Consider the following 16,776-nt stretch of genomic DNA (forward strand, 5'->3'; position numbering starts at 1 on the left):
GTGTAGGCAGGATGATGTACAACGATCGAGTGGATATGAACATGAAGAAGAACGTAATGATGGTACAAACAGCTGGCTTCGCATTTGTTGAGGCTATTCACGCTACAGGTCTGTCCATTTTTGCACATAGCGAGTATACTCACGCGGAACGATTCCTGCCTTTACCTTAGCGGACGAATAGCTAAAGGGCTGTAGGGACTCCTCCCTACGGCCCTTTTTTTGTTGCCTCGGAGGCGGAATCGTGATGTGTGTACCACCATTACGAGTACGAACGTGATGTTCGTTAAAGCCCAGGAGGAAATGATTAACATGTTTACTTGTCATCAAATTGAGAAATTTTACGGCGCTACGCAAGTGCTGTCTAACATAACGTTTGAATTTAATGCCGGAGAGAAAGTAGGACTTGTCGGACAGAATGGGGCAGGGAAATCAACGCTGTTGCAGCTGCTAGCCGGCACAGATACACCGGATCGAGGCACGATTGCAATCCCTCGCGGAACGAAGATCGGATACTTAACGCAGATACAAGTGGTAAACCCAGAGAGCACAATCTATGAGGTTCTCCTTCAGAGCTTCCAGGAAGCAATACAGCTGCAATCTAAGTTACACGAGCTTGAAGCTGAGATGAGTGAACAGGCAGTGGCGGCTGATGAGCGTAAAATGGAGTTGCTGCTTCGGCGATACGCAGAACTACAAGAAGCGTTCGAACGCGCTGGCGGATATGAGATCGAGATTCGCATCGCGCAAGTTGCGAACGGATTAGGAATCCCGGCGGAGAGCTTCGATCGCAAATTTATAGATCTCTCGGGTGGAGAGAAGACGAAAGTCGGACTTGCGAAGCTGCTTATCGAACGTCCTGATTTCTTGCTGCTCGATGAGCCAACGAACCATTTGGATCTGGACGCGGTGGAATGGTTGGAACAATATATCATCGCCTACGAAGGAACTTGCCTCATTGCATCGCATGATCGGTATTTTCTGGATCGGGTCGTAACCAAAATTATTGAGATTGAAGACGGAGAAGCGACGACATATTTGACGAACTACTCCGATTATCATAAAGAGAAGCAGCAAAATCTTCTGCAACAATTCGCTGATTACAAAGACCAACAGAAACGAATTAAGCAAATGAAAGAAGCGATCAAACGGTATATCGAGTGGGGTAATATCGGAGGTAATGAGAAGTTTTTCAAGAAAGCAGCATCGATCCAGAAGGCATTAGACCGGATGGATAAAATTAAGCGTCCAGTGCTGGAACGCAAGAAAGTTGATTTTCAGCCGAATGATGCGGATCGATCAGGCAAAGATGTGCTGAGTCTGAAAGAGGTATCGAAAGGTTACGATCAACGTCAGCTATTCACGGACATCTCATTGACTCTCACTTATCGTGATCGTGTCGCGATAATCGGCGGCAATGGAGCTGGCAAGAGTACACTGCTCAAGCTCATTCTCGGATTAGAGCAACCGGATCATGGGGAGATTCGAGTAGGCTCTCGCGTGGAGATCGGCTATCTTGCACAAGATGAACCGCCCGAGAAGAATGTGACGGTGCTTGAATATTTCCGTCATGAACTAGGGCTAGAAGAAGGCGAAGCGCGAGGTCTGTTAGCCAGATACTTATTCTATGGGGCATCCGTCTTCAAATCCGTCATGAGTCTATCCGGTGGAGAATGGACGCGGCTGAAGCTTGCACTAATTATGCAGCGCACGCCGAATTTTTTGGTGCTCGATGAGCCAACGAACCATCTGGACATCGCTTCGAGAGAAGCATTAGAGGAGATGCTCGAAGAGTTCCGGGGATCGGTGCTCACCATCTCGCATGACCGTTATTTTGTGAATCGAATTGCCGAACATATATGGGCGCTGCGTAATCAGAAGGTGGCGCGCTACATTGGTAATTTTGATGCATATAAGGAGCAATTAGAGAAGGAGAAGGCTGTACAGGTACAGCCCGAAACAAAACGGGTGAATGCTCCCATCCGAGAACGTAACGCCACAACCGAATCAGAGATTAGGAAGACAGAACGGCGTAAGGTTCAACTCGAACAACAAATTGCGCTAAAGGAGATAGACCGATGTAACCTGGAACTCGCTTTACAGAACGAGGAATATCAAACAGATACTGCGGAGCTCTCGCGGTTATACGCAGAGCACACGGTAGTGGAGCAAGAACTAAGCGAATTATATGAGGCTTGGCTTGCGATGGAAGAGTTGAATGGAGAGGTAGGGAAATAAACATGTTTTCGATTTTATTTAAACTAGGTTGGTTCTTCAAAATGTATCGGAAAAGGTACATTGTAGGGATTATCCTGCTCATCGTCGTCGGACTGTTCGAGATGGTGCCGCCGAAGCTGATGGGTGAGGCGATTGACCAAATTCAGCAGGGCACATTTACCGCAGGGAAATTAACGGAGTTTCTACTCCTTTTCTTAGGACTCATGGTCGTGATCTACGTAATGGGTTACTCATGGATGTATCAAATTTTCGGCGGATCTTTCCTTATTGAGAGAATCTTACGCACGCGCTTCATGAAGCATTTGTTGAAGATGACGCCAACATTCTTCGAGAAGAATCGAACGGGTGATTTGATGGCTCGCGCGACGAATGATCTAGGAGCCGTATCGACGACGGTTGGATTCGGTATCTTAACCATCGTTGACTCCAGCTTCTTCATGCTCACGATTCTATTTACGATGGGGATTATGATCAGTTGGAAGCTGACCTTGGCAGCGATCCTGCCGTTCCCGCTGATTGCGGTTGCGATGAGCATCTATGGGAAGAAGATTCATGAACGCTTTACGATCGCGCAAGATGCGTTCGGCACGCTCAACGATCAAGTACTCGAGACAATTTCGGGTGTACGCGTCATTCGCGCTTATGTGCAAGAGAAAGCAGATGAGGGTCGGTTCGCGAACTTGACCGATGATGTATTCCGCAAAAATGTGGACGTCGCTCGTATCGATGCCCTATTCGAACCGACCATTAAGATTCTTGTCGGTATTAGTTATATGATTGGTCTGGCCTATGGTGCCTACCTCGTGTTCCATCAAGAAATTACACTCGGTGAGCTCGTCTCCTTCAACGTATATCTGGGGATGATGATCTGGCCGATGTTCGCGATTGGTGAATTGATCAACGTGATGCAGCGTGGTGAAGCATCGCTAGACCGGGTGAATGAGACGTTGTCCTATACACCTGACGTTGAAAATGCAGATCGAACGGAGACGGTAGGCGTCCCTCACACGATCGAATTTAATCAAGTGACATTCAAATATCCGATGTCAGAGACAGATAACCTAAAAGAGATGTCCTTTACGTTGGAACGTGGCCAGACGCTTGGTATTGTCGGCAAGACGGGAAGCGGGAAGACGACGCTCATGAAGCAATTGCTCCGTGAATATCCGATTGGGCAGGGGGAAATCAAGGTTTCTGGAACTCGACTGAACGAAATTTCACTGGAAGAAATCAATCAATGGATAGCATACGTGCCACAGGAACAGATTCTATTCTCCAGAACGGTACGTGAAAATATTAAGTACGGTCGACGCGATGCATCCGAACAGGATGTACAGCAAGCACTCGAATCTGCTTCCTTCTTGCAGGATATCAATACATTAGCCGACGGCTTAGAGACCATTGTTGGTGAGAAAGGGGTATCCCTCTCCGGCGGACAGAAGCAGCGGGTATCGATCGCGCGCGCATTGATTGCTGATGCCGAAATCTTAATGCTGGATGATGCGATGTCTGCGGTTGATGCGAAGACTGAAGCAAGAATTATTCAGAATATCCGGCGGGAACGTGCAGGGCGTACGACGTTGATTACGACGCATCGACTCTCAGCGGTACAGCATGCGGATATGATTATTGTATTAGATAACGGGGAAATCGTGGAACGAGGCACCCATGAAGAGCTGCTTGCGGCAGGTGGATGGTATCGAGAGCAATTTGACCGTCAGCAAGTGGAAGCTAACTTAACGTAAGGTGGTGAGACCATGAACGTCATGAAGAAATTATATCAATATGCACTAATCTATAAGAAAACATTTATCCTAGCGCTTCTCATGCTCGCTGTTGCGGTTGCTGCAGAATTGACTGGACCCTTCATCGCGAAGACGATGATCGACAATCATATTCTTGGCATTGAGAGGTCATGGGTCGAAGTGAATGCATCGAGTAAGGATGCGGTTGAATATCAAGGAAAGTATTACAAACGCTCTGATCATTTGGAATCGGGAGAGAAGTCCGGCCATGAAGTTCGTGTACTCCAAGTCGGTAGACAATTCGTCTTCGTGAATGAAGCGGTGCAGGCGACGGGTGAGCGCACGTTTGCTGACGGCCAGCTTCAGATTCGGTCAGCGAATGGCGAGGTCGCAACGTATGCGGCTGAGAAGGTCTCTGTGAACGAGCTGATTGGATTCTACAAGCCGGAGATGAGAGGGATCTTCATCCTGATGGGCGGATACCTCGCCTTATTAATCGTTGCTTGTATCTTCGAATATGGACGGATCTATTATCTTCAGACTTCTGCGAATCGGGTTATACAGAAGATGCGGATGGACGTCTATAATCAGATTCATCGTCTACCTATTAATTATTTCGACACACTGCCAGCGGGCAAAGTGGTATCGAGGGTGACGAACGACACCGAAGCCGTCAAGGATTTGTTCGTGAACGTGCTTGCGAACTTCTTCTCAGGAACGGTGTATATTACTGGGATATTCGTAGCACTATTCTTACTTGATGTACGACTAGCATTGGTGTGTCTCATTATTATTCCAATCCTCATCTTGTGGATTTATGTGTATCGCCGATTCGCAACGCAATATAACCGTATTATTCGTTCGAAACTGAGTGACATCAATGGATTGATCAACGAATCGATTCAGGGGATGACCGTCATTCGGGCATTCCGACGTCAGAAGGACACAGAGCAAGAATTCGAAGAGATGAACGAACAGCATTATCATTATCGTACGAAAATGTTGAACCTTAACGCGCTCACGTCGCATAACTTGGTCAATGTTTTGCGCAGCTTGGCGTTAGCCGTCGTCATCTGGTATTTCGGCAGCCGCTCTTTTGATATCGGTGGGGCGATCTCGTTCGGTGTGATCTATGCCTTCGTTGACTATCTTGGGCGGATGTTCCAGCCAATCGTAGGGATGGTGAACCAACTCGCACAGTTGGAGCAAGCACTCGTATCTGCTGAACGCGTGTTCGAATTGATGGATCAACCAGGAACGGATGTTGCGGAAGGCAGCTTAGACCGCTATCGGGGGAACGTTAAGTTCGATAATGTCTCTTTTGCTTATAAGGAAGAGGAATATGTCTTGAAGAATATCTCATTCGAAGCAAAGCAAGGTCAGACCGTCGCGCTCGTCGGACACACGGGATCGGGGAAGAGTTCGATTCTCAATGTCTTGTTCCGGTTCTATGATGTGCAGAAGGGCGCCATTACCGTGGATGGCGTCAATGTACAGGACATTCCGAAGCAGCTGCTCCGTCAGCATATGGGGATCGTATTGCAAGATCCGTTCCTTTTTACAGGTACGATTGCAAGCAATGTTAGTCTGGAAGATCCATCGATTACCCGCGAGCAGATCGAGAAAGCACTGCGTGATGTTGGGGCGGAACGGATCCTTGCGAACTTGCCGAAGGGCTTCGATGAACCGGTTATTGAGAAAGGAAGCACCTTATCAGCAGGTCAGCGGCAGCTTATATCATTCGCGCGTGCATTGGCGTTCAATCCCGCTATTCTCATTCTAGATGAAGCAACAGCCAACATTGATACGGAGACGGAAGCCGTCATTCAATCCGCACTAGATGTTGTGAAGAAAGGACGTACAACGTTCATCATTGCCCACCGTCTATCGACGATTCGAAGCGCGGATCAGATCTTGGTCCTCCATCGCGGTGAAATTGTAGAGAAGGGCAATCACGAGGAGCTTATGCAGAATAAAGGCCGCTATTATCAAATGTATCAATTACAGCAAGGAAGCAGTGCAAGCGGGCAAGAACCTGCCGCATCCGCGGCGCCAACCGTAACACCTTCCTATGTAGGCTAATTGCACGCATGTAGTTAAAAAGCGTTCTGAGGAGTACATCTCCTTAGGACGCTTTTCTTTGATGTCATCGTTGCTCCTCGGATTGATCCGTTGTGAAACGACATGCTAGACTAAGAGAGAAAGATTTGGTCATGCCTATCATATCGTTATTGCTACTGCTTGAAAGGAAGAATGCCAATGGACGAACTTATTTTCCTCGGGACTGGAGATTCAATGGGGGTTCCCCGTGTATATTGTGATTGCGAAGTCTGTCAGGAGGCGCGTACGACAGGGATGAATCGACGATACCGGTCTTCTGTGATGCTCAGAACGCTAGACGGTGATCTGCTGATTGATTGTGGGCCGGATTGGGTTACGCAGATGGAGCTGCTCGAAAAAAGATCCATTCAGACAGCCCTAATTACACACGCGCATTTTGATCATATCGCTGGAATGCCAGAATGGGCGGATGCGTGCCGATGGACAGGGGAGAAGGGGGATGTCTATGGTCCGCTGGAGGTGCTCGAGACGATCTGCGATCAGTTCCCCTGGCTGCCGAGGCAGCTGAGATTTCACCCGATTACGGCGGAAGGCATCCGGTTTGGGGGATGGACAATTGAGCCACATATCATGTGCCATGGGAAGAACGGGACATCTTATGCTTATCGTCTCACGAAGGGAGCTTTGCGCGTAGGGTACTGTTCGGATGCCATCAATCTTGATGCGGAGCAGAAGCGATTCCTCATGAACTTGGACATTTTGATCTTGGGTACGAATTTCTATTTTGAGGAAGCGGATTATCACACACGTTCAGTCTACGATATGGTAGAAGCGATGGAACTGCTTCAAGAAATTCAGCCGCATCGCGTATTTTTTACCCATATGGGTCATGGGGTTGATCTGCAGGCGAACTATGAGCTTCCGGCTCAGATTACGTTAGCTTGCACGGGAATGAAGATCTCGCTTGCTATGAGATAAATCAGATCATTTTTATATAAGAATTATTCTAGCAAAAAATGATTGACAGAAAAAAACACGAGCAGTACACTAAACTCCGATAATGATTCTCATTGTCGGTTTTTTTTATTGTCAAACTAGAGAAAAAGGCAGGCGAAAGGTATGAAAAGAGCGCTAAAGCCCGTCCTGTCGATCCTCTTCATCGTCATGCTCGTGATGAGTCCATTGACGGCAATGGCGGCAACTAAAGGTCAAGATCAACTTGTGGAAGCGAATAAGATCATTGACCGTGCGTTATCCGAAGTTGAAAAAGGTGACATAGAGACTGCGAAGGCGAGTTTTGAAGCGTTCCGCAAAACATGGCTTGAGATCGAGAACAATATTAAGCCAGATTCCTCAGCGGCTTATGCGGATATTGAAGCGGCGATGGGACAATTCGATTATGCGTCGATCAAGAGTAAGAAAGAAGATCTAGTTAAGGCACTAACAGATCTACAAGCTGTGAATAACAAATATATTTCGAATGGTTATACCGCTGGAGCGGGGTTTAAGCAAGAGGATATCACTTTGTCTGATTTTATTGTGATTCTTCAGCAGACCAAAGGGGCTGTCGATCAATCTAATGTTGATGCAGCGCTAAGTGAGATTAAGGAAGCGAGACAATCCTGGTTAAGTGTCGAAGGATCTGTCGTGGCACAATCAGGTACCGTATATAGTGATTCCGAACGTGATCTCGTTGTGATTCAAGCCATGCTCGAGCAGGGCGATCTCGAAGGTGCAGGGAAGACCATTTCCAATATGGTAACGTACTTGACACCGCTTGCATCGAAGACCGAGTATACGATGATGGATGCGGCCATGATTCCGATCCGTGAAGGATTAGAGGCACTGCTCGTCGTCGGGGCATTGCTTGCTTTTGTGAAGCGCAACCCAGGCCCAGAAAGTAAGATAGGGAAGACCTGGATTTGGACAGGGATAGCTGCTGGTTTATTATTCAGCTTGATCCTTGCTGTGATTGTGAAATTCGTATTCTCATCCGGCGCATTTGGTCAGAACAATTTCATTATCAATGGCTGGACCGGGATTATCGCGGCAGTCATGCTGTTATACATGAGTTATTGGCTGCATCGGCAGTCGAGTATTAAGGATTGGCAGCAGTATATTGGGCAGAAGAGCCGTACTGCGATGGAGACGGGACAGATGATCTCGCTTGGGGTTCTCTCTTTCCTAGCGATTTTCCGTGAAGGGACGGAGACTGTGTTGTTCTTGATCGGGATGGTGAACCAAATATCCATGCAGAATTTGATTCTAGGAATTCTCATCGGTTTTGGCGTGCTAGGGATTGTGGCTTACCTGATGCTTACGGTTGGGGTGAAGCTCCCAATTCGTCCATTTTTCATCGTGTCGAGTATTATCGTATTCTATCTGTGCCTCAAATTTACAGGCATGGGTATTCACGGATTACAACTTGCGGGCGCTATTCCTTCGACAGAAGCACCGCTCCCAAGCATCCATTTCATTGCACTCTATCCGTCATGGCAAAGTGCGATCCCGCAGTTCATCATCGTAGCAATTGCCATCATTGTACTTATCTATCAACGTGTTCAGTCTAAGAAAAAAATGATAAATCCGATTTCGGGTTAATAAGAGAGGGTCACTGAGAATGAAAAATACAAAATTAACACTTGCATCCTTCCTGGTATGCATTTCATTATTCGCAGCAGCATTGACGGCATGTGGAACGAAAGAGGATACGGCGAATGTGAACGCTTCTTCTACGGAAGCGACGCAGACGAGTGATACTGTTAACGAGCCGACAGAAGCCACGGTAGATCCTCAGACGGGAACGGACAGTATGATCGCCACATCCGGAGAGTTGAAGACAGCGCTTGAAGGGAAGGATGAGGCAAAAGTCAAAGAACTGACGAAGAAGATTGAAGAAGAGTGGCTCTCCTTCGAGAACGACGTAAAAACCAAATTACCAGATCAATACGTAAATGTAGAGAAATATTTAAATACATTCATTGCTGGAGGCAAACAAACGGAACTGGAATTTGACGTATTAATGACATTGAATGATTCTCTCCTTCCGGCATTGCAGACGCTTAGCGATACGCTCAAATCCGGCGAAGGTGCGGTAAATAAAGATTCTTTGGAACAATCCGCTGAGATTCAAGCAGCAACGAAGGAATATGCGAAATACGTGCAAGCGCAGGGAGATGAGTTGGTTACCGGCCTTGAAGCTTTACTCAAAGAGATTAAAGGCGGCGACTTGAAGAAGTCCCAAGATCAATATGTCAAAGCTCGTTATCCATATGAGCGAATCGAGCCAATTATTGAGTTGTTCGCGGAGTTAGATGGAACGATGGATGCACGCGTCGATGATTTTGCGAGTGCAGATGATGAGAATTTCACAGGTTATCACCGTCTTGAGCATTTCTTATTCGTGAAGAAAGAGACGAAGGGAGCAGTCAAGTACGCAGAGCGGCTCCTTGAGGATGGCAAGAAAATGCGTGAAGAGATCGCTGCGATGCAGATCGATCCGACCTTATTCGTTACAGGTGTGGGCGAATTGATGGAGGAAGCGCAATCTAGCAAGATCACAGGAGAAGAAGAGCGCTGGAGTAAAGCGACGCTGCCAGTCGTTCGAGCGAACGTAGAAGGTGCTGAGAAAATATTCGAGCTTCTACGTGCCGAGTTGAAAAAGAAGGATGCTGCATTAGAAGAGAAGATTGATAAGAACTTGAAAGCCGTGTTGAAGCAAATTGACGACTACTCGCCTAACGGCGTATTTACACCGTTTGATCAATTAAGCCAGACCCAGCAAATGGATCTTAAAAATAAGTTAGAAGCTTTGGCTGTACCTTTGGTTAAATTGCCAGGAACGCTAGGACAGTAAGGGGATAGGAACATGTCTAAACAACTTAGTCGACGCAAATTTCTAGGCATGGCGGTTACCGGCGCTGCAGGACTTGTCATAGGTAATATGATCGATCTGCCTAGCCGTGTGCAGGGTGTGGTGGATCCAACGCCCGTGACCCCATCGAGTCCAACATCAGCAACGAACCCGAAAACAGCTCCCGAAATGGAGCCGTTTTTTGGCGTTCATCAAGCGGGTATCGTGACACCAGCACAACAATTCTTGAACATAACCGCATTTGACCTGCTTACTGAAGATCGGAATGAAGTCAAGGATCTGCTAAAGACATGGACGCAAATGATCGCAAGAATGACAACAGGGAAGTCGCCGATGGATCAGGCGCAGAACGCAAAATTTCCTCCACTGGATACAGGCGAAGAAGTTGGCCTCAGCCCTTCGAAGCTTACGATCACAATAGGTTTTGGCGCGAGTCTATTCGACAAGCTCGGTCTATCCAGTAAGAAACCCAAAGGATTCGGGCAAATGCCGATTTTTCATCTCGATGCGCTCAAAGAGCCATTAACGCATGGGGATATCGTGGTGCAAGCCTGCGCCGACGATCCCGTCGTCTGTTTCCACGCGATCCGGAACCTATCGATTGCTTCGAGTGGGATTGCACACATGCGCTGGCAGCACACAGGGCAGTCCGGGACGAAGCCGGAGGGGACACCGCGGAACTTGTTCGGGTTCAAGGATGGCACGAATAATCCACGTTTGAACGATGATGCATTCATGAACAACAATGTATGGTTGAACGCCAGCGATGCGCCTTCATGGCTTGTTGGTGGGAGTTATATGGTCGTTCGTCGGATTCAGATGCGGATTGAGACGTGGGATCAACTGTCTTATAAGACGCAGGAAGATACGATTGGACGGCAGAAGATTACAGGTGCTCCGATGGACGGAATCAATGAGCATGATGAGCCGAATTTTAAGGATGATGCGAATGGTAAAGTTACACCGCTTGATTCCCATATTCGGTTGTCAAATCCGCGTAACGGAGAGCAATCCGAGCGGGAACGCATCCTTCGACGCGGGTATAATTTCATGGATGGTCTTGATGAAGTTGGCCGCATGAATGCAGGACTGATGTTCATCTGCTTCAACCGCAACATGAAGACGCAATTCGAATCGATCCAGAACCGGTTAACAAATGCGAAGCAATTGGATCAGCTAATGAAGTATACGCAGACGGTGGGTGGGGGTTATTTCGTTGTTCCACCTGGCGTGAAGAATGCGAATGGCTACATTGGCGAGGGGTTATTTAGCTAAGGGTTATATAATAGAATAGTTTAAGATAATTACAATATCCACGATCCGATGCGGTTGTGGATTTTTTGTTATTGATGAAGAATATATTTTTGATAGAAATTGTAATTTTTCGGAGGCAAGGTAAATAATCGAATTAAATCTTTATTTGATAAAATGTTACAAATTTATACATTGTAAATCATTTACCTAATATAAAAATTCTGTTATTGTAAGAGAGATTGGTGTTTTTTGCCTATTGATTGTCGAAATAAGTGAATAAATACCTATTTTTAGAATTATATCTAAGGGGTGTATACAAATGCAAATCGAGCTCACTTTATTTGATTCTAAGAATCCAAATAAAAAGATCGATGTCAGTCTTCAGGATGATATTCCCATTAGCGAGTTGCTCTCTCAATTATTGAATCTGCTAGATCTGAAGACAATAAGAACAGAGGATGAGGGAAGTCAGATATTTTATGATGTGATGGTCTCTGGGCCAGACATGCAATGGATTCCACTTCAGTTGTCGCAATCTATTAGTGAAGCGTCCATTATGGATGGGGGATATATTCAAGTCAGTGAACATTTAGAGCAAGAAGAGGTTGAAATTCCTGTTCAACCAACGATATCCCAAAAAACTAAAGTAAGAAAATCGGAAGAGTCCACTTCGAAGGAGTCTTTTTTTAAGTTATACAAAGATCGTCGAAGTAAGAAGCAGGAAGAGGATTCTAATTCAAACCCGGAGAATCCTGAACTCGCAAAGCGCATTATGGAGAGTGCTCAGACAGCGCCGGTTCCTGTGAATCAAGATCGTACAGCTATACAAATCGGTACGAATACGAATGTATTACATGGTCCTGTTTTTGTAGGTTTATGTCCAGCCGATGTAGAAGTTGACGCAAGTCAAACGGTGTTTGTATTAGCTTCGTCTTTAGTGAAATTAGGCTATGTGCCGTTGGTCTGTAGTGAATCGCCTAGGGACATTGCCAACATTGAACAACTTATATTTGAAGGTGCAAAAGAAGATCCCGATGCGATGGTGTTTGGTTTCGATGGCGTGGACTATATGCGTCCGCACACGACATGGACTTATCATGATCTAATGGAAAGTCATTATACACATATCATTTTTTGGTACGAACATTATGACCATATTCCTGAGAATGATCGAATTATTGAATGGTCAAGAACCCATATCCCGTTACTTTTAGCTGACGGTGCTAGATGGCGGATTGATCGGTTACATAAATTTGTACAAAAGGCTGCGATTGATCGGAAGATTAGTAAATTGCTTTTACAAAATTCACAGCAGGATGTTCAACAAGAAATAATCAAGCACTACCCAGATGTTAATGCTTTATTGATTCCGTATAGTAATGATCCATTTCGTCCAGATTCTACTGTTGTAAAATGGGTAGGTCAATTATTTACAGCGAAAAAAAGATTACATATTCGTCAAAAAGGACTCTGGATCTTCATCGGTTCAGCTGCGTTGATATCCATTATCTCGATTACAATTGGATTGTTCATTAAAATTCCTTAATAGAAATTAAAGAAGATAGGGGTTGTATCATGATAACGAAAGAAAAACAAGGAATACTGATTCAGCGGACACCACGTATCATACCGCCAATGGATACAGGGGTTATTAGCATCGAATCAGCTCCTGGAAAAATGGAAAAACCCTCGATATCTTGGTTTAGTATATTGTTTCCGCCGATTGCGTTGTTAGGTGTGACGCTCGGTTCAGCAATGCTCATGAAATCAAAAACAATACTTTTTTCTGCGATAGGCATGACTGGCGTTTCATTAGTCGTATCGGTCACGAACTATCTATCAACGATTCGGAAGCATACGAAAAAAGAGAACGATAAAAAATCTAAATATCGCGAATACAGCACGGCAGTGGTTCAAACGCTGGAGAAAGCGAATGTAAAGCAAAGAGAAATTACGCAGTTTGTTCATCCAACCATTGTTCAATGTGTTGATATCGCCGCCAATTTGGGGAAAAATCTTTGGGAAAGAACCTCCATTGAAAATGATTTTCTACACGTGCGCTTGGGTACGGGGGCGCAATTGCTAAAAATCCAGGCCGAATTTCCACCTATCAGTACAGCTGCTGATGGAGAAAACGCATTACTATCTGATTTAAAGAAAAGATGTGATTTGGTAAGCAGTGTGACGGGCGTCCCATTTGCACTTCCTTTGCGTGAGGTTGGATTGTTAGGAGTTGTTGGAAATCGAGCTAGAGTAAGAGAACTAATTAATGCAATGATTATTCATCTCACTACTCATCATGGATATGATGATGTGAAAACGGTGTTTCTTTTTTCGCAAGAAGAGCAGGAGCATTGGGACTGGGTGAGATGGCTTCCACATGTATGGAATGAGGATCGTACGGTACGTTATATGGCTTCGGATCAGATGAGTTTATTGAAAATTATTGAAGAGCTGCACCCATTAATGAAATCTCGCGAATCTCGTAAAAATGGGTATTCGGAGGCGACAAGCCAGACTCGACTTCCGCATTATATCTTCTTCGTAATGGAACCTGAGTTGTTAGAAAATACAGAGTTTTTCAATTATCTTCTTATGAACGAGCCTTCATTAGGGATTACGAGTGTGTTCTTGTCCGAAAGGATAGATCTGGATTTGCCGCTCAATTGTCAGACAATTATCGAAGCGGGCGAACTTGAGGGTTTCATTCGGCGAGATTTGACCAAGCAAACGGATGATTTCGAGAAAAAAATTGAGTTGGACTATGTTAATGTTCAAACGTCTGATCAATTTGCTCGCCGATTAGCTCCAATCCGACTAAAAGAAACAGGCGGTAAAAATAAGGTTCCTAATATGGTAACCTTCTTAGATATTTTCGAAGCAGAAGATGTAAAAGATCTGAATATTATACAACGCTGGAATAAAAATCAATCAAACCGCTCGTTGTCTATTCCTCTTGGAAGATCTGCGGGTGGAAAGCTATTTATGTTTGATATGCATGAGAAGTTTTTTGGACCACACGGACTAGTAGCGGGTACGACAGGCTCAGGAAAAAGTGAGCTATTACAATCCTTAATTCTATCTTTAAGCGTAAACTATCATCCACACGAAGTTGCAATGGTAATCGTCGATTATAAGGGTGGAGGGATGGCGAATGCTTTTATCGGTATGCCACATTTAATTGGAACAATTACGAACCTAGGAGGTAATCAAATTAATAGAGCATTAGTCTCAATTAGTAGTGAGCTAAAACGTCGCCAAGTACTATTTAGCCAATTAGGTGTGAACAGCATTGATAATTATATTCTGCGATATCGTGAAGGTGATGCTAAGATTCCATTGCCACATTTGATTATTATCGTCGATGAATTCGCGGAACTCAAATCGGATCAACCGGAGTTCATGAATGAATTAATTAGTGCAGCACGTGTTGGACGGAGTCTAGGTGTTCATCTTGTACTTGCAACACAGAAGCCTTCAGGTGTAGTCAATGATCAGATATGGAGCAACTCCAGATTTAAATTATGTCTGAAAGTTCAAGACATATCTGATAGTCAAGAGATGCTCAAACGTCCGGAAGCTGCGGAAATCAAAGAACGGGGGCGCGGTTACCTGCAGGTAGGGAATAACGAAGTGTTCTCATTATTCCAATCGGCATGGAGCGGTGCTCCGTATCAATTAGAACAAGAAGAAGCCGATATGCAAGTATATCAAATTGGTCTGAATGGTGCGCGTCATGAGACACGCTGGCAGCAGAAGGAAAGCAAGCAACAGGTAGATCAGGTTACACAATTACAAGCGGTAGTTCAGCAGATTATTCATACGGCAGAGAAGAATCATATTCAAGCGGTGCAGCCGTTATGGTCAGAACCATTGCCTGAACGACTACTGCTTCAGGATTGCTTCAACCTTCCAAATTCTATTGGGGAACAAACAATCCAAAGAACAGAAGGCTTAATGATGACAATAGGGATGGTAGACGATCCTGCTAGACAGAATCAATTTTCTTTTCAATCGGATTTGTCGAAGGATGGTCATATTCTTATTTATGGTGCCCCTGGTAGCGGGAAGACTACGCTTTTAAAGACGATCATGACTTCATTAGCAACCAGCTATACGGCGGATGAATTGAATTTTTATATTTTGGATTTTGGGTCTCGCACGTTATCTGTTTTTAAAGAATTACCTCATTTTGGGGATATTCTATTTGTTGAAGATGAGGACAAGTTAAATAAGCTAATTAAAATGCTATTGCAAGAGTTGGATGATCGGAAAAAACTATTTTCCTCTCTAGGTATCGCGAACATTACATCTTATCGAAATATGACTAAAGCTTCAATCCCAGCGATCGTCGTGATCCTGGACAACTATACCGCATTCTCAGAGAACTATAGTGATGAGGTCGCGCATTTCATTACCTTTGTTCGAGAAGGTGGCAATTATGGAATCCACTTGATTATGACGGGAACGGCATCTAATACATTTTCTTACAAATTATCGCAAAACGTACGTCAGCATATTCCTTTACAAATGGCAGACAAATCGGATTATTATGCTCTAGTAGGCCGTGCAGAGGGACTTGAGCCAGATCAAGTCGCAGGGAGAGGCTTAGCTAAGTTTGATGTTCCGTTAGAGTTCCAAACGGCGCTACCTTGTGAAGGTGATTCCGATGAAGAAGTAACGCTTCGTTTGCGTGAATTAGCACAACAAATCGGAGAGAACTGGCAGGGTAAGAGAGCGCGGAAGGTACCATCAATTCCAACTATCCTAAGCGCGGACGAACTGTTGGAACGAGTTGAAGAAGAAGGTATCAGGGAAAAAGACGAATCAGAGCTCTTCCCGATTGGTCTGAACTTAGAGACAACAGCACCAGTATATTTCAGGTTGATTGATTTCTTTAGCTGTATATATTCATATACGGATTCGGATCAAGTGCAACCGATGATACAGTCGATGGTTACCATATGGAATCGTTCCATAGCTCAAGATCAACTTCAAATTCACATGATCGATGGTGTAGATCAACCTTTAGTACCAACAATGAGACGATCTGATACGATTCACACCTATGTTTCGACTAATCAACAATTGCAGGATTACACAAAATGTATCATTAATGAATTGCAGCAACGCAAGGATGCAAGCAGAAAAGCTGCGGCATTAATTCCTGAGGATGAGTTTTTTGATGAATTTACATTTATTTCTAACACATATCCTCGTCTTTTTATTTGTATCACGGATGTTCAACAAATCAGCGGTATGTTGAATGAAGAGATTGAACTTGCGTTAGAACGAATAGCCAGATTCGGTAAAGGTCTTGGTATCTATCTTTTTGTCTGTGCGAACGCTTCGGATATTAGTCGTCTGAAGCATGAGTATGCCTTTATGAGTGCCTTTATCGATCGTAAATGCACGATTGTATCTGGGGCAACCTTACAGCAACATGACGTTTTCAGTCAAGAATATAGCAGTATACCATATCAAGAGCAGAGTAAAGAGATGGGTGAACATGTAGGTTGGTTACTGCGTAATAACCAGAAGCATAAGTTAAAGCTACCGTCGTAAAATGGAAGATCTTGACGAATAAGATATAATTGACTATTATAC

The 16,776-nt window shown here is 44.8% G+C and carries 10 protein-coding genes; all 10 read left to right on the forward strand.

What is annotated here, in order from left to right; genetic code table 11:
- Nucleotides 1–11 precede the first annotated feature (11 nt).
- The 10 genes from GCU39_RS31350 to essC all read left to right on the forward strand — a co-directional run bounded on the left by GCU39_RS31350 (nt 12) and on the right by essC (nt 16,734).
- Nucleotides 12–170, forward strand: coding sequence for a hypothetical protein (locus tag GCU39_RS31350; protein ID WP_193726774.1), 159 nt, complete (start codon nt 12–14; stop codon nt 168–170).
- Nucleotides 171–300: 130 nt separating this feature from the next.
- Nucleotides 301–2,235 (forward strand): ribosomal protection-like ABC-F family protein, encoded by a 1,935-nt coding sequence (gene abc-f, locus GCU39_RS05380; protein WP_227793448.1) that lies wholly within the window; start codon nt 301–303, stop codon nt 2,233–2,235.
- Between the two features lie 2 nt (nt 2,236–2,237).
- Nucleotides 2,238–3,980, forward strand: coding sequence for an ABC transporter ATP-binding protein (locus tag GCU39_RS05385; RefSeq protein ID WP_152392566.1), 1,743 nt, complete (start codon nt 2,238–2,240; stop codon nt 3,978–3,980).
- A gap of 12 nt (nt 3,981–3,992) precedes the next feature.
- Nucleotides 3,993–6,062 carry an ABC transporter ATP-binding protein gene (locus GCU39_RS05390; RefSeq protein ID WP_152392567.1) on the forward strand — a complete coding sequence of 690 codons (2,070 nt, stop codon included), beginning with the start codon at nt 3,993–3,995 and terminating at the stop codon, nt 6,060–6,062.
- Between the two features lie 177 nt (nt 6,063–6,239).
- Nucleotides 6,240–7,019: an MBL fold metallo-hydrolase gene (locus GCU39_RS05395; protein ID WP_152392568.1), complete on the forward strand. Its 780-nt coding sequence runs from the start codon at nt 6,240–6,242 to the stop codon at nt 7,017–7,019.
- 141 nt (nt 7,020–7,160) lie between these two features.
- Entirely contained in the window at nt 7,161–8,642 is a 1,482-nt protein-coding gene (locus GCU39_RS05400; protein ID WP_152392569.1) for an FTR1 family iron permease, read from the forward strand.
- A 19-nt stretch (nt 8,643–8,661) separates the two neighbouring features.
- A complete protein-coding gene (locus tag GCU39_RS05405) occupies nt 8,662–9,897 on the forward strand; it encodes an EfeM/EfeO family lipoprotein (RefSeq protein WP_152392570.1) in 1,236 nt (411 codons plus the stop codon).
- Nucleotides 9,898–9,909: 12 nt separating this feature from the next.
- Nucleotides 9,910–11,190, forward strand: coding sequence for an iron uptake transporter deferrochelatase/peroxidase subunit (gene efeB / locus GCU39_RS05410; protein WP_152392571.1), 1,281 nt, complete (start codon nt 9,910–9,912; stop codon nt 11,188–11,190).
- Nucleotides 11,191–11,488: 298 nt separating this feature from the next.
- On the forward strand, nt 11,489–12,715 hold the full coding sequence (locus GCU39_RS05415; protein WP_152392572.1) for a hypothetical protein: 1,227 nt from the start codon (nt 11,489–11,491) through the stop codon (nt 12,713–12,715).
- A gap of 29 nt (nt 12,716–12,744) precedes the next feature.
- Complete coding sequence (essC, locus tag GCU39_RS05420) at nt 12,745–16,734, forward strand: type VII secretion protein EssC (protein WP_152392573.1); 3,990 nt, start codon at nt 12,745–12,747, stop codon at nt 16,732–16,734.
- The last annotated feature ends 42 nt before the right edge of the window (nt 16,735–16,776 follow it).

The sequence above is a fragment of the Paenibacillus guangzhouensis genome, assembly GCF_009363075.1.
Lineage (GTDB): Bacteria > Bacillota > Bacilli > Paenibacillales > Paenibacillaceae > Paenibacillus_K > Paenibacillus_K guangzhouensis.

Excerpts from the sequence above, each read along its gene's own strand:
- GCU39_RS31350 (WP_193726774.1), top strand. The coding sequence starts at position 12 with ATGATGTACAACGATCGAGTGGATATGAACATGAAGAAGAACGTAATG.
- abc-f (WP_227793448.1), top strand. The coding sequence starts at position 301 with ATGATTAACATGTTTACTTGTCATCAAATTGAGAAATTTTACGGCGCT.
- GCU39_RS05385 (WP_152392566.1), top strand. The coding sequence starts at position 2,238 with ATGTTTTCGATTTTATTTAAACTAGGTTGGTTCTTCAAAATGTATCGG.
- GCU39_RS05390 (WP_152392567.1), top strand. The coding sequence starts at position 3,993 with ATGAACGTCATGAAGAAATTATATCAATATGCACTAATCTATAAGAAA.
- GCU39_RS05395 (WP_152392568.1), top strand. The coding sequence starts at position 6,240 with ATGGACGAACTTATTTTCCTCGGGACTGGAGATTCAATGGGGGTTCCC.
- GCU39_RS05400 (WP_152392569.1), top strand. The coding sequence starts at position 7,161 with ATGAAAAGAGCGCTAAAGCCCGTCCTGTCGATCCTCTTCATCGTCATG.
- GCU39_RS05405 (WP_152392570.1), top strand. The coding sequence starts at position 8,662 with ATGAAAAATACAAAATTAACACTTGCATCCTTCCTGGTATGCATTTCA.
- efeB (WP_152392571.1), top strand. The coding sequence starts at position 9,910 with ATGTCTAAACAACTTAGTCGACGCAAATTTCTAGGCATGGCGGTTACC.
- GCU39_RS05415 (WP_152392572.1), top strand. The coding sequence starts at position 11,489 with ATGCAAATCGAGCTCACTTTATTTGATTCTAAGAATCCAAATAAAAAG.
- essC (WP_152392573.1), top strand. The coding sequence starts at position 12,745 with ATGATAACGAAAGAAAAACAAGGAATACTGATTCAGCGGACACCACGT.